This is a genomic window from Ottowia sp., from assembly GCF_035325765.1.
GTDB lineage: Bacteria > Pseudomonadota > Gammaproteobacteria > Burkholderiales > Burkholderiaceae_C > Ottowia.
Map to the genome: position 1 here is coordinate 25,303 of NZ_DAOKZG010000031.1, position 14,326 is coordinate 39,628.

Here is a 14,326-nt window from a genome sequence, read left to right on the forward strand (position 1 = left end):
TTACCTCGGAACCAGGAACACGGACTTCTCCCGCACCTCACCCACGCCGTCGGCGGCGACGCGCAGGTGGATCTCGTGCGAACCCGGCGCGGCGGCGCCGTAGGGCAGGCGCAGGCGCACCGGCACCCACAGCGACTGCGCGCCGTCGATCGTCACCTCGGGCGCGCTGGCCAGCGTCAGCCCGGGCAGGCCCTCGACGCTCAGGTGGAAGCGCTGCGGCTGCTCGGTCGCGTTCATCACCTGGACGCGATAGATGTTCTCGATCTGCGCGCCGTCGACGATGCGCGCCAGCGTCGCGCGGTCGCGCACCACGTCCACCTTGAACGGCGTGCGCAACCAAAGGCTGGCGAGCAGGGCCAGCACCAGGGCTGCCAGGATGGCGCTGTAGATCAACACGCGCGGACGCAGCACGCGGGCCAGGATCTCACGCCTGCCCCAGCCCTCCTCCAGCGCGCGTTCGGTCGAGTAGCGGATCAGGCCGCGCGGGTAGCCCACCTTGTCCATCACCTCGTCGCAGGCGTCGATGCAGGCGGCACAGCTGATGCACTCGTACTGCAGGCCATCGCGGATGTCGATGCCGGTCGGGCAGACCTGCACGCACATGGTGCAGTCGATGCAGTCGCCCAGGCCGAGCGCCTTGGGGTCGGCCTTCTTCGAGCGCCCGCCGCGCGGCTCGCCGCGTGCCGCGTCGTAGGTGACGATCAGCGTGTCCTTGTCGAACATCGCGCTCTGGAAGCGCGCGTAGGGGCACATGTACTTGCACACCTGCTCGCGCATGAAGCCCGCATTGCCCCAGGTGGCAAAGCCGTAGAAGCCGATCCAGAAGGTCTCCCAGGGCCCGACCGACCAGTCCAGCACGTGACCGGCGAGCTCGCGGATCGGCGTGAAGTAGCCGACGAAGGTGAAGCCGGTCCACAGGCCGATGGCGAGCCAGACCAGGTGCTTGCCGCTCTTGCGCCACAGCTTGTTCAGCGACAGCGGCGCCGCGTCCAGCCGCATGCGCGCCTGGCGGTCGCCCTCGAAGCGGTGCTCGATCCACAGGAAGATCTCGGTATAGATGGTCTGCGGACAGGCGTAGCCGCACCACTGGCGCCCTGCCACGGCGGTGAACAGGAACAGCAGCAGGGCCGAGATGATCAGGATGCCCGTGAGGTAGATGACATCCTGCGGATACAGCACCAGACCGAAGATGTAGAAGCGCCGCGCCTCCAGGTCGAACAGCATGGCCTGGCGCCCGCCCCACTGCAGCCAGGGCATGCCATAGAAGAAGATCTGCGTCGCGAAGACGAAGAACCAGCGCCAGCGCGTGAACAGGCCATGCGCGGCGCGCGGATAGATCTTCTTCTGCTTCTGGTAGAGCGAGACCAGCTCGGGCTGGCCGGCCTGGGCAGCGGACGATGGGGCGCGGGCGGGTGGATTCATGGCGGTCGGCCGGGGGCCCGGGCTCGGCGGCCCCCGCGGATCCTCGGCCTCAGTTGGCGGCTGGCGCGGCGGCCACGCCGCCCCCCTTGCCCCAGACATAGGCCGTCAGCACCTTGAGCTGCTCGGGCGTGAACTTGCTTTCCCAGGCCGGCATGACGCCGGTCTTGCCGTGGTTGATCATGTCGACGACGTGCGCCTCGATCACCGGCCCGTGGCTGAAGATGCCGGTCGTGAGGTTGGGCGCGCCGAGCAGCGGGTTGCCCTTGCCATCCACGCCGTGGCAGGCGGCACAGACGACGAATTTCTCGCGGCCCAGGCTGGCGCGCAGCGAATCGTGCGGGGCGCCCGACAGGCTGAGCACGTAGTTGGCCACATTGCGCACGTCGTCGGGCGAGCCGACGGCGGCGGCCATCGGCGTCATGATGCCGGTGCGGCCCTTGGCGATGGTTTCCTCGATCTGCGCCGGCGTGCCGCCCCAGTTCCACTGGCGGTCGGTCAGGTCCGGGAAACCCGTGCTGCCGCGCGCGTCCGAGCCGTGGCACTGGGCGCAGTTGTTCATGAAGAGGCGGTCGCCGATCGCCATCGCATGCGCATCCCTGGCCAGCGCCTCGGTGTCCTTGCCGGCGAACTCGGCATAGATCGGCGCCACCTGCTCGTTGCCGCGCTCGACCTCGCGCTCGAACTGTCCGGTCTGCGTCCAGCCGAGCGAGCCCGCATAGCTGCCCAGGCCGGGATACAGGTACAGGTAGGCCAGCCCGAACACGCAGGTGATGATGAACAGCCCGACCCACCAGCGCGGCAGCGGGTTGTTCATCTCGCGCAGGTCCTCGTCCCAGACGTGGCCGGTGGTGTTGTCCTGCAGGGTCTGGGCCTTGGCGCGGCCGCTGTACCACAGCAGCAGCAGGCAGGCAAAGACGCCGCCCAGGGTGATGACGGTGATGTACACCGACCAGAAGTTGCTCGTGAAATCGCTCATGCCTGATTCCTCGCGTCCGCTCAGTCCTGTTCGAATGGCAGCCGCGCCGCCTCGTCGAAGCGCGTCTTGTTGCGCCCCGACCAGGCCCAGGCGACGATGCCCAGGAAGACCAGCAGGGTCACCACGGTGATGATGCCGCGCAGCACGTTGATGTCCATGTCCCCACTCCTGGTCGCTCAGCGCCGGTGGATCCCCAGCACCTGCAGGTAGGCGATGACCGCGTCGAGCTCGGTCTTGCCCTTGAGTTCTTCCGGCGCCTGCGCGATCTCCTCGTCGGTGTAGGGCGCGCCCAGCGTGCGCAGGCCGCGCATGTGGGCCTGGATGGTGGTCGCATTGGCCGCATTGCGCTCCAGCCACGGGTAGGCCGGCATGTTGGATTCGGGCACCACGTCACGCGGGTTGAGCAGGTGCACGCGGTGCCATTCGTCGCTGTAGCGACCACCGACGCGCTGCAGGTCGGGCCCGGTGCGCTTGCTGCCCCACAAGAACGGACGGTCGTAGACGAATTCGCCCGCCACCGAATACGGGCCGTAGCGCAGCGCCTCGGCGCGGAACGGCCGCACCATCTGCGAGTGGCAGTTGACGCAGCCCTCGCGCACGTACACGTCGCGCCCGACCACCTGCAGCGCGGTGTAGGGTTTCAGGCCCTCGATCGGCTGCGTGGTCGACTTCTGGAAGAACAGCGGCACGATCTCGACCAGCCCACCCACCGAGACCACCAGCAGGATCAGCACGATCATCAGAAAGTTGCTGGTTTCGATCCGGCCGTGGCCCGTGACCTTTTCTTCAGCCATGACTTGCGCTCTCCCGTCAGGTTCAGGCGTGGGCCGGTGCGGCCGGAATGCGTACCGGCACGGCACGTCCGGCGCCGATGGTCTTGATCACGTTCCACAGCATGATCAGCATGCCGCTCAGGTAGAGCAGGCCGCCCAGCAGGCGCAGCACGTAGAACGGAAAGGTGGCCTTGACCGACTCGACGAAGGTGTAGGTCAGGGTGCCGTCGGCATTCACCGCGCGCCACATCAGGCCCTGCATCACGCCGGCAATCCACATCGCGGCGATGTAGGTGACGATGCCGATGGTGGCGATCCAGAAGTGCGCCTCGATCGCCTTCACGCTGTACATCTGCTTGCGGCCGAACAGGCGCGGGATCAGGTAGTAGAGCGAGCCCATGGTGATCAGGCCAACCCAGCCGAGCGCGCCCGAGTGCACGTGGCCCACGGTCCAGTCGGTGTAGTGCGACAGGGCGTTGACGGTCTTGATCGACATCATCGGCCCCTCGAAGGTCGACATGCCGTAGAACGACAGCGAGACGATCAGGAAGCGCAGGATGGGGTCGTCGCGCAGCTTGTGCCAGGCCCCCGACAGGGTCATGATGCCGTTGATCATGCCGCCCCAGCTCGGCGCCAGCAGGATCAGCGAGAACACCATGCCCACGCTCTGCGCCCAGTCGGGCAGTGCGGTGTAGTGCAGGTGGTGCGGGCCGGCCCACATGTAGGTGAAGATCAGGGCCCAGAAGTGCACGATCGACAGGCGGTAGCTGTAGACCGGGCGCTCGGCCTGCTTGGGGATGAAGTAGTACATCATCCCCAGGAAGCCGGCGGTGAGGAAGAAGCCCACCGCGTTGTGGCCATACCACCACTGCACCATGGCGTCCTGCACGCCGGCGTAGGCCGAGTAGGACTTCATCCAGCCCACCGGCAGTTCGGCGTTGTTGACGATGTGCAGCAGCGCGATGGTCAGGATGAAGGCGCCGTAGAACCAGTTGGCGACGTAGATGTGCTTGACGCGGCGCCTGGCGATGGTGCCGAAGAACACGATCGCGTAGGCGATCCAGACCAGGGCGATCAGGATGTCGATCGGCCACTCGAGTTCGGCGTATTCCTTGGTCGTGCTGTGGCCCATCGGCAGCGAGATCACGGCGGCTACGATGACCGCCATCCAGCCCCAGAAGGTGAAGGCCGCCAGCTTGTCCGAGAACAGGCGCGTCTGGCAGGTGCGCTGCACCACGTAGTAGGAGGTGCCGATCAGGCCGGTGCCGCCAAACGCGAAGATGACGGCGTTGGTGTGCAATGGCCGCAGGCGGCCGTAGCTCAGCCAGGGGATGCCATAGGTGATGTCGGGCCAGGCCAGCTGGGCGGCGATGAACACGCCCACCAGCATGCCGACCACGCCCCACACCACCGTCATGATGGCGAACTGGCGGACCACCTTGTCGTTGTAGACCGCCGCTTGTGCGCTCGCGAGTGCCATGTCAGATCTTCCTCATCCGGATCGCCACGAGTATCCGCGATCTGGACAGGGTCTAGATTGATATGAATCAATCGTCCTCGAGGATGCGCTCGCCTTCGCGCTCGATGTCCTCGAACTGGCCCCGGTGAATCGCCCAGCCGAGCGCAGCCAGCACCAGGAACACCAGCACCACCGAAAGCGGAATCAACAGGTAGAGCACGTCCATCAGGGATTCTCCGGTTGCGGCGCCGTGTTCAGGCGCAGCGCATTGAGCACGACCAGCAGCGAGCTGGCGGCCATGCCCAGGCCGGCTGCCCAGGCCGACATCCAGCTCGACATCGCCAGCGGAATGCCGACCAGGTTGTAGGCCATGGCCCAACCCAGGTTCTGGCGCACCACGCGCAGCGTGCGCATGGCCTGCGTGCGGGTGCGTGCAATCGTGCCGAGGCGCTCGTCCAGCACCACGAAGTCCGACCGGCCCTGCGCCAGCGGCACGGCACGGCCGAAGGCAAACGACACTTCGGCGGCCGCCAGCACCGGGCCGTCATTCAGGCCGTCGCCCACCATGGCCACGCGCGCGCCAGCCCGCTGCGCCGCCTGCAGCCAGGCCAGCTTGTCGTCGGGCGAGCAAGCGCCGAGCACCTCGTCGATGCCGGCGCGCCCGCCCGCGTGGCGCACCGCCTGTGCCTGGTCACCCGACAGCAGGGCCACGCGCACGCCCTGGGCGCGCAACGTCGCCACCGCGACCGCGGCATCGGCACGCAGATCCTCATGCAGTTCGAAACTCGCGAGCCAGCCCTGGTCGTCGGCCAGGTGGCTCACCGGCCCATCGGCCGGCCGCGGCGGCACGCCGCAGAACGCGGCCGACCCCAGGCGCAGCGGCACGCGCTGGCCGTCACGCACCAGTTCGGCCGCCAGGCCCTCACCGGCATGCTCGCGCACCGCTTCGACCACCGGTTCGGGCCGGGCGTCGGGGCCCTGCGCCGCCACCAGCGCGCGCGACACCGGATGCAGGCTGTGACGCGCCAGTGCCGCTGCCAGCGCCAGCGCCTGCTCGGGCGTGACGCCGTCGCGCACCGTGGTGCGCGTCAGCACGAAGGCATCGCGCGTCAGCGTCCCGGTCTTGTCGAACACCACGGTGTCGACCGCGGCCAGGGCCTCGATCGCCTGCAGCCGGCGCACCAGCACGCCGCGGCGCGCCAGCGCGCCGGCGCTGGCCAGCATCGCCGCCGGCGTCGCCAGCGACAGCGCGCAGGGACAGGTGACGACCAGCACCGCCACCGCCACCATCACCGCCTGGCCCGGATCGCGCGGCCACCACCACAGGCCGGCCAGCAGCGCGGCGAGCAGCACGCCGACGAGGAACGGAGTCGCCAGCCGGTCGGCCAGTTGCGCCAGGCGCGGCTTGTCGAGCGCGACGCGCTCCATCAGGGCCACGATCTGGGCGTAGCGCGTGTCCTCGCCGAGGGCGCGCACGCGCATCTCCACCGGCGCGCCCAGGTTGTGGCTGCCAGCCACTACCGCCTCGCCCACGCCGCGCGCCACCGGCCGCGACTCGCCCGTCAGCAGCGCCTCGTCCACCGCCGTCTGGCCGGCGAGGATCTCGCCGTCGGCCGGAAACGCCGCCCCGGGCAGCACGCGCAGCCGGTCGCCGACGCGCAGCCGGCGCAAGGCCACGCGCTCCCAGGCGCCGCTGGCCGTGGCGCGCTCGATGCTGTCGGGCAGGCGATGCATCAGCGCCTCCAGCGCGCCGGCCGAGCGATCGCGCAGGCGCAACTCGAGCCAGCGGCCGGTGAGCAGGAAGAACACGAACATGGTGAGCGAGTCGAAATACACCTCGCGGCCGAACATGCCGTCCGGCTCGAAGGTGCCGAGCGAGCTCACCACGAAGGTGATCGCCATGCCGAGCGCCACCGGCAGGTCCATGCTGATGCGGCGCAGGCGCAGGTCGCGCCAGGCCCCGGCAAAGAACGGCCGGCAGGAAAACAGCACCACCGGCACCGACAACACCCACTGGGCCCAGCGCAGCAGGTGGACGAGGTCGGGCGCGATCTCGCCCGGCGCGCTGAAGTACACCGGCGCTGCATACATCATCACCTGCATCATGCACAGGCCGGCCACGCCCAGGCGCCACAGCATGCGCCGAGTGTCGGCCTGGCGCTGTGCGCTGGCCGCGACATCGTGCGCCGGCAGGGCGCGGTAGCCGGTGCCGGCCAGCGCGCCGATCCAGCGCGAGGGGCGCGTGCGCCGTTCGTCCCAGACCACGCGACCACGCCGCGCGGCGGCGCTGACCTCGACTTCGAGCACACCCGGCACGCCGCGCAGCACCTGCTCGATGGTGCCGGCGCAGGCCGCGCAGTGCATGCCTTCCAGGGCCACCGTCGACTCCCAGCGGCCCGCGGCGGCATCCGCGCCGCGCGACCCGGCCAGCGACCGGCTGAACGCCTGCCACTCTTCCTGCGCGTCGAGCAGGGCCAACTGGTCCGGCGCCGGCGCGTCGGCCCCCGCCGGAGCGCGGGCCAGCGGAATCGGGTCCGCCAGGCTTTCTTGCATACCCGGCGACCTTAACGATGCGGCCGATGCAGCCGATTGATCCATATCAAGAGCAATTGGGGTTAGCACGGATAAGGTTGCGTCATATGCTCGGGGCCGGTACACACCGGGATCCGGTACAAGCGATCATTCCAAGGAGAAACCATGTACAAGCGCATTCTCGTCTCGACCGATGGCTCGGAGCTTTCCGGCAAGGCCGTCAATCACGCCATCGCCCTGGCCGCCCAGTGCGGCGCCGAGCTGGTGGCCATGACGGTGGTGCCGCACTATCCGCGCAGCTACTACGACGGCTCGCTGCCGCTCAGCAACGAGGAAGTGGAGCGCGTGGAAAAGCACTGGGCCGAAGGCGGACACAAGATCCTCGACACCATCCGCGACGCAGCGCAGGCCAAGGGCGTCGCAGCGAGCGACGTGGTGGTCAAGTCCGACCTGGTGGCCGACGCCATCATCGAGACCGCCAAGAAGCAGGACGTGGACCTGATCGTCATGGCCTCGCACGGTCGCAAGGGCGTGTCGCGCCTGCTGCTGGGCAGCGAAACCCAGCAGGTGCTGACGCGCTCGGAAATCCCGGTGCTGGTGTTGCGCTGAACCGGATCCGCATTCGAAATGACGAATGACTTCGCGGCGCTCCGATGACAGAGCCGTCATTCGTCGTGCCGGCGCCAGCCGGTGTCATGGGCCATCCCCTGAACGCAAGGCCGCACAGCGGTCGCGCCACCGCGCCACATGACGCCGCCGGCCCGGGCCGGCCGGCTCAGCGCGGCACGGCGTTGCCGACCGGGTCGTCACCCTCGTCCGAGGACGCGTCATGGGTCACCGCGGGGCGCATGCTGGGCGGCGCCGGGATGTAGCCCGCCAAGCCCTCGCGCAAGCCCATTTCGAGCCGGTCGACGCGGTTGTGCAGGTCGCGGTTGAGCACCTCGACATCGTGCACGAGGCGGCCGATCTCGGTATCCACCGGACGCTCCCGCAAGCCCATTTCGGCACGGTCGATGCGTGAGAGGGTTTCCTGAAGCTGGCGGTCGATCGTGCCCGACAGGCGTTCGACCTCCTTGTCCAGGTGCGCGCGCAGGTCCGTGAAGCGCGAGGCCTCGGCCTTGTCCGCGAGTTCACGCTGCGCCGACAGTTCGCGCGCGTGGCGCCGCGTCTCCATCAGTACCGTGCCCTGGGTGTAGGCCATGACGCCCACGAACAGGGCGGCCAGCAGGGCCATCAGGCCCAGCAGCACCAGACCCAGCGGAGCGCGCACCTGCGTGAAGATCAGCGACAGGTCGGTCGGGCGGTTCATCTCCTCCCAGTTGACGCCAACGAAGGTCACCACGGCGGCGCACACCAGCAGCAGAAAAAGCGATCGCAAGGACATCAGCCCGCTCCTTGGTTTGTTGTCGACGCAAGCCGCCCGACCGGACGCATCGCGATGGACTCAAGTGTAGTCCGCCCGCCGCGCCGGGCCTTCACGCCGCGCCCTTGCGGAACAGGTCCTGGTAGCGCTCGCGCAGCAGGTTCTTCTGCACCTTGCCCATGGTGTTGCGCGGCAGCTCGGCCAGAACGAAGCAGTGCTTGGGGATCTTGTAGTTGGCCAGGCGCGCCCTGAGCGTCTCCAGCAGATCCTGCGGCTGCGGCGCCACGGCGCCCGGCCGGGGGATCACGACCGCCACGCCGACCTCGCCGAAGTCCGGGTGCGGCACGCCGACGATGGCGCTCTCCAGCACCCCGGGCAGCTCGTTCAGGATGCCCTCGATCTCGGCCGGATAGACGTTGTAGCCGCCGCTGATGATCATGTCCTTGCTGCGTCCCACGATGGTGACGTAGCCGCGCGCGTCCTGCAGGCCCACGTCGCCGGTCCGGAAGAAACCATCCGCCGTGAATTCCTCGGCGGTCTTCTCGGGCATCTGCCAGTAGCCGGCGAACACATTCGGCCCTTTCACCTGGATGCCGCCGATCGCGCCCGCCGGCAGGGTGTTGCCGGCCTCGTCCTGCACGCGCAGTTCGACCCCCGGCAGCGGGAAGCCGACGGTGCCGCCGCGGCGCTCGTCCTGGCCGCCGTAGCGCGCGTCGGCGCGATAGGGGTTGCTGGTCAGCATGATGGTCTCGCTCATGCCGTAGCGCTCCAGGATGGTGTGGCCGGTGCGCTCGCGCCAGTCGTTGAAGGTCTCGATCAAGAGCGGCGCCGAGCCGCTGATGAACAGGCGCATGTGCCCTGCCTGCGCGCGATCCAGCGCAGGCTGCGCCAGCATGCGCGTGTAGAGGGTGGGGACGCCCATGAACACGGTGGCGCGCGGCAGGTCGGCGATCGCCCGCTGGGGGTCGAAGCGGCCGTGCCACAGCATGGTGCTGCCATTGAGCAGCGCGCCATGGATCGCCACGAACAGGCCGTGCACGTGGAAGATCGGCAGCGCGTGGATCAGCACGTCGCCAGGCTGCCAGCCCCAGTAGTCCTTCAGCATCACGGCGTTGGATGTCAGGTTGCCGTGCGACAGCATGGCGCCCTTGCTGCGCCCCGTGGTGCCGCTCGTGTAGACGATCGCGGCCAGGCGGTCGGCGCGGCAGTTCACCGGCACCTGCTGGTCGCTGCAGTGCGCGGCGCGCTCCAGCAGGCTGCCCGTCCGGTCGTCGCCCAGCGTGAAGACGTGTCGCGTGCCGGCACTGAAGGCGATCTGGCTCACCCACGGAAAGTTGCGTCCGGTGCACACCACCACGGCAGGCCGGGCGTTGCCGACGAAGTACTCGATCTCGCCGCTCTGGTAGGCGGTGTTCAGCGGCAGGAACACGAAGCCGGCGCGCAGCGTGGCGAGGTACAGGATCATCGCCTCGACCGACTTGTCGACCTGCACCGCGACGCGCGGTGGCATGCCATCGGGATCAGGCGGCAGGTCAAGCGACTGCAGCAGGTTCGCCACCATGGCGGTGGCGCGGTCGAGGTCGCGCCAGGAGTAGACGAGGCCGGTGTCGGTCTCGACCGCCGGACGCTCGAGGTCGGCCGGGAAGGCGGCGCGCAAGGTGGCAAACAGGTTCTGGTTGGCCATGGTCGTCGTTGCGATGGGTTGCGGGATCAGAAGCGGGCCGGGCGCTTGGCCAGGAAGGCTTCGATGCCTTCCCGATGCTCGGGCGAATCGGCGTAGCGGTAGGCCTGTGCAACTATAGCCAGCAGCGTCGCCTCGGTGGCCTCCCGGCTGGCCAGGGCACGCAGGGCCTGCTTGTTCAGGCGCGCGGCCTGCGGCGCCAGGGCAGCCATCCCGCGCGCACGCGCGAGCGCATGCTCCGCCAGCTCATGGGCCGGGACAACGCCGTGCAGGAAGCCGCGCGCCTGCAGGTCGGCCGCTTCCAGCACGGCAGCCTCCAGCAGCAACTGGCGCGCGCTGGCTTCGCCGGCCACGCGCACGACCAGTGCCAGCTCGCGTGGTGCCATGGGAAAGCCCAGGCGCGCGATCGGTGCGCCAAAGCGCGCGGACTCGCTGGCCACGCGCAGGTCGCAGCAGCAGGCCAGCTCGACCCCGGCGCCCATGCAATGGCCGCCGATGGCGGCGATCATCGGCACATCGCAATCCAGCATGGCCTGCAGCCCGCCCCAGACGTCGCCCTCGTGGAAATCGAGCAGGCTCTCCGGATCGAAGCGAAATGCAGGGTATTCCGCGATGTCGCCGCCGGCGCAGAAGTGCCCGCCCGAGCCGCGCAGCAGCACGCAGCGGACGGTCGGGTCGGCCTGCAGGTCGAGGAACACCTGGCGCAGCGCGCGCCACATGGCGCGGGTCATGGCGTTCAGGCGCGGTGCATTGGACAGCGTGACGATGGCCACGCCGCCGGGCTCGTCCGCTCGAAGTACCTCACCGCTCACGGCTGCCCTCCCGCACTTCCAGGCTCGATCAATCCAGCAGGCCCTCGACCGCGCTGGACACGGGGATGCGCCCCTGCGCGAGCTGCGCGCGATGCCGGTCCAGGCGCTTGAGGTCGTACAGGTAGTTCACCATCAGCCCATGGGACTGCTTCATGCCCTTGGGCGAGGGGTCGGCCAGCCAGTTGATGCGCTCGATGCGCGCGCCGTTGCCGAGGTGGAAGCGCGCCACCGGATCGAGCGGCCGGCCATCCTCGGTCTTTTCGCGTCCCAGGTAGCGGGCCGCCGCGCCCAGCAGCCAACGCCGCCGCGCCGACTTCTCGGGCCAGTCGGCCAATCCATCCAGGGCCGACAGCAGCGCCGCCGCATCGGGTTGGGCCACGCCCAGCTCGAGCGCCAGGGCCTGGCGCGCGCGCGGCGCCATCGCATCCAGCAGGCCCTGGGCGTGCGCCTGCAGCCAGGCGCGCAGCCCCGGGATGGGCGACAGGGTCGCGAACAGCTTGAGCTGCTGGAATTCCTGCTGCAGCGCGCCCACCACGCGCTTGATCAGCGCATCACCGAAGCTCACGCCCTTGAGGCCGGCCTGCGTGTTGCTGATCGAATAGAAGATGGCGCAGCTGGCCTTCTCGAGGTTGGCCGGGTCGGCCTCCTCGTCGAGCAGCGGCACCACGCCCGCTGCCATCTCGCGCAGCAGTGCCACCTCGATGAAGATGAGCGGGTCATCGCCCAGGCGCGGATGGAAGAAGCCGTAGCAGCGCCGATCCTCGTCCAGGCGGTTCTTGGCATCGGCCCAGCTCTTGATGTCGTGCACGGCCTCGTAGCGGATCAGCTTCTCGATGAGCGAGGCTGGCGAATCCCAGCTGATGCGCCGCAACTCCAGGAAGCCGACGTCGAACCAGGTCGAGAACAGCTCCTGCAACTCGCCATCGAGCGCGGCCAGGCGCTTGTCCCTGCGCAGCTGGGGCAGCAGTTCGGCGCGCAGGTCGACCAGGAAACGCACCCCCTGGGGATACGCGGAGAAACGCTGCAGCAGGCGCGTGCGCGGGGCGGTGAAGGCGCGGCGCAGCCGCACTTCGGCGCGCGATTCGTCCTCCGTGCCGCGCGCCGCCTCATACGCCGCGTGCGCGGCATCGATGGCCGAGACGTCGGGCGTGAAGTGCTCGCTCATCAGCAGCCAGCAGTCGCGCCGCTGCTCAGCCGTCGCGCCGGCATACCACTGGGCCACGGCGGCCGCGCGGCGGCCGCCCTCCACCTCGCTCACCGAGGGGTCGAGCACGTGTTCGAGCTCGCGCAGGATGCGGCGCGGACCCCAGGCGCCAAACGCGTCGACGCCGCGCTCGAGCATCGCGCTCAGGCGCTCGCGCACGCTGGCCGCGACCGAGTGCGGAGGCTGGGGCGGGCCGCCTGTGCTCATGGCCTGGCTCACCCTGCCCGCGCCGGCGCGCCCGCCCGGCTGGCCCAGGCCCAGAGCGCGGCCCCGCCCAGCACCATCGGCACGCACAGCCACTGGCCCATGCTCAGGCCCAGGGCCAGCAGGCCCAGGTAGGCGTCGGGCTCGCGGAAGTACTCCGCCACGAAGCGCAGCACGCCGTATCCGACGAGGAAGGCCCCACTCACCTGGCCCGTCCGGCGCGACCCGCGTGCATACAGCCACAGCAGCACGAACAACAGCACGCCCTCCAGCAGGAACTGGTAGAGCTGCGAGGGGTGGCGCGGCTGCAGTGAGCCGCTTTGCGGAAACACCATGGCCCACGGCAGGTCGGGCGAAGCGAAGCGCCCCCACAATTCGCCGTTGATGAAGTTGCCGATGCGCCCGGAAGCCAGGCCCAGCGGCACGCAAGGCGCCACCAGGTCGGTCACCTGGAGCCAGGGTCGGTCGCGCCGCCAGGCCCAGAGGATCAACGCCACGATCACGCCCAGCATGCCGCCGTGGAAGCTCATGCCACCCTGCCAGATGGCCAGGATCTCGAGGGGGTGCTCGGCGTAATGGGCCGGCTTGTAGAACAGGCTGTAGCCCAGGCGGCCGCCCACGATCACGCCAAGCACGCCCCAGAACAGCATGTCCTCGAGGTCGCGCCGCGTCCAGGGCGCGGGCCGGGCGACGCCGGCGAACTGCGGGTGGCGCAGGCGACGCGTGGCCAGCAGGTAGAACAGCGCGAACGCGACAAGGTAGGTGATGCCGTACCAGTGGATGGCCAACGGCCCCAGGCGCACGGCGATCGGATCGAACTGCGGGTGCATCAGCATGGTGGCATTGTGCATCGCGTCGGTCCGTCCAGAACGCCCCCTGGCGGCAGGGTCGAGAGCGCATGTCGCATACTTGCCTCTTTCGTTCCACTCCGAACCAAGCACCGCCATGGCCGAAGACAAGCCCGACCTGCCCCTGAACCGTCGCAGCGCCCACATCACCCAGGGCAAGGCGCGCGCCGCCAACCGCTCCATGTACTACGGCATGGGCTACACCGAGGCCGACTTCAACAAGCCCATGGTCGGCGTGGCCAACGGCCACAGCACCATCACGCCGTGCAACAGGGGCCTGCAGCGCCTGGCCGACGCCGCCATCGAGGGCATTCACGAAGCCGGCGGCAACGCCCAGGTGTTCGGCACGCCGACCATCAGTGACGGCATGGCCATGGGCACCGAAGGCATGAAGTACTCCCTGGTCAGCCGCGAGGTCATCAGCGACTGCGTCGAAACCTGCGTGCAGGGCCAGTGGATGGACGGCTGCGTCGTCATCGGCGGCTGCGACAAGAACATGCCGGGCGGCATGATGGGCATGTTGCGCGCCAACGTGCCCAGCATCTACGTCTACGGCGGCACCATCCTGCCCGGCTGCCTGCACGGCTGCGACCTCAATATCGTGAGCGTGTTCGAGGCCGTCGGCGCCAACGCCGCCGGCAAGATCGACGACAAGGAACTCAAGGACATCGAGCAGCACGCCATTCCCGGAACCGGTTCCTGCGGCGGCATGTACACCGCCAACACCATGAGCAGCGCCTTCGAGGCCATGGGCATGAGCCTGCCCTACTCCTCCACCATGGCCAACCCGCACCAGGAGAAAGTGGATTCGGCGAAAGAATCCGCCAAGGTGCTGATCGAGGCCATCCGCAAGGACCTCAAGCCGCGCGACATCGTCACGCGCAAGTCGATCGAGAACGCCGTGGCGGTGATCATGGCCGTCGGCGGCTCGACCAACGCCGTGCTTCACTTCCTGGCGATCGCGCACGCGGCGGGCGTCGAGTGGACCATCGACGACTTCGAGCGCATGCGCAAGAAGGTGCCGGTGTTCTGCGACATGAAGCCCAGCGGCA

The 14,326-nt window shown here is 69.0% G+C and carries 14 protein-coding genes; 2 read left to right on the top strand and 12 right to left on the bottom strand.

The genetic code is table 11. From position 1 onward, the window contains the following. The 7 genes from ccoG to PKA16_RS10850 all read right to left on the bottom strand — a co-directional run bounded on the left by ccoG (window position 1) and on the right by PKA16_RS10850 (window position 7,183). Window positions 1-1,422: a cytochrome c oxidase accessory protein CcoG gene (gene ccoG, locus PKA16_RS10820; RefSeq protein WP_324403156.1), complete on the bottom strand. Its 1,422-nt coding sequence runs from the start codon at window positions 1,420-1,422 to the stop codon at window positions 1-3. Between the two features lie 49 nt (window positions 1,423-1,471). Then, entirely contained in the window at window positions 1,472-2,398 is a 927-nt protein-coding gene (ccoP, locus tag PKA16_RS10825; RefSeq protein WP_324403157.1) for a cytochrome-c oxidase, cbb3-type subunit III, read from the bottom strand. A gap of 20 nt (window positions 2,399-2,418) precedes the next feature. After that, window positions 2,419-2,556: a cbb3-type cytochrome c oxidase subunit 3 gene (locus tag PKA16_RS10830; protein ID WP_324403159.1), complete on the bottom strand. Its 138-nt coding sequence runs from the start codon at window positions 2,554-2,556 to the stop codon at window positions 2,419-2,421. 18 nt (window positions 2,557-2,574) lie between these two features. Next, window positions 2,575-3,192, bottom strand: a complete 618-nt coding sequence (ccoO, locus tag PKA16_RS10835; RefSeq protein WP_324403161.1) for a cytochrome-c oxidase, cbb3-type subunit II — start codon at window positions 3,190-3,192, stop codon at window positions 2,575-2,577. Window positions 3,193-3,214: 22 nt separating this feature from the next. Further along, window positions 3,215-4,651, bottom strand: a complete 1,437-nt coding sequence (gene ccoN / locus PKA16_RS10840) for a cytochrome-c oxidase, cbb3-type subunit I (protein WP_324403163.1) — start codon at window positions 4,649-4,651, stop codon at window positions 3,215-3,217. 67 nt (window positions 4,652-4,718) lie between these two features. Beyond that, window positions 4,719-4,856 carry a cbb3-type cytochrome oxidase assembly protein CcoS gene (gene ccoS / locus PKA16_RS10845; protein WP_324403165.1) on the bottom strand — a complete coding sequence of 46 codons (138 nt, stop codon included), beginning with the start codon at window positions 4,854-4,856 and terminating at the stop codon, window positions 4,719-4,721. Next, window positions 4,856-7,183, bottom strand: a complete 2,328-nt coding sequence (locus tag PKA16_RS10850; RefSeq protein WP_324403167.1) for a cation-translocating P-type ATPase — start codon at window positions 7,181-7,183, stop codon at window positions 4,856-4,858. The genes ccoS and PKA16_RS10850 overlap by 1 nt, the downstream gene beginning before the upstream one ends. A gap of 144 nt (window positions 7,184-7,327) precedes the next feature. On the opposite strand from PKA16_RS10850, the gene PKA16_RS10855 reads away from it, so the two are divergent. Continuing rightward, on the top strand, window positions 7,328-7,771 hold the full coding sequence (locus tag PKA16_RS10855; protein ID WP_324403169.1) for a universal stress protein: 444 nt from the start codon (window positions 7,328-7,330) through the stop codon (window positions 7,769-7,771). 166 nt (window positions 7,772-7,937) lie between these two features. Here the strand turns inward: PKA16_RS10855 and PKA16_RS10860 are convergent, their stop codons facing one another. The 5 genes from PKA16_RS10860 to lgt form a co-directional block, all read right to left on the bottom strand. Continuing rightward, window positions 7,938-8,546 (bottom strand): LapA family protein, encoded by a 609-nt coding sequence (locus PKA16_RS10860; protein WP_324403171.1) that lies wholly within the window; start codon window positions 8,544-8,546, stop codon window positions 7,938-7,940. 91 nt (window positions 8,547-8,637) lie between these two features. Beyond that, entirely contained in the window at window positions 8,638-10,209 is a 1,572-nt protein-coding gene (locus PKA16_RS10865) for a malonyl-CoA synthase (protein WP_324403172.1), read from the bottom strand. Between the two features lie 26 nt (window positions 10,210-10,235). Next, a complete protein-coding gene (locus tag PKA16_RS10870; RefSeq protein ID WP_324403174.1) occupies window positions 10,236-11,018 on the bottom strand; it encodes an enoyl-CoA hydratase/isomerase family protein in 783 nt (260 codons plus the stop codon). Window positions 11,019-11,046: 28 nt separating this feature from the next. Further along, a complete protein-coding gene (locus PKA16_RS10875) occupies window positions 11,047-12,429 on the bottom strand; it encodes a malonyl-CoA decarboxylase (protein ID WP_324403176.1) in 1,383 nt (460 codons plus the stop codon). 8 nt (window positions 12,430-12,437) lie between these two features. Next, window positions 12,438-13,262, bottom strand: coding sequence for a prolipoprotein diacylglyceryl transferase (gene lgt / locus PKA16_RS10880; RefSeq protein ID WP_324403178.1), 825 nt, complete (start codon window positions 13,260-13,262; stop codon window positions 12,438-12,440). A gap of 109 nt (window positions 13,263-13,371) precedes the next feature. On the opposite strand from lgt, the gene PKA16_RS10885 reads away from it, so the two are divergent. Beyond that, a partial coding sequence (locus PKA16_RS10885; RefSeq protein ID WP_324403179.1) for a dihydroxy-acid dehydratase occupies window positions 13,372-14,326 on the top strand: 955 nt, incomplete at its 3' end.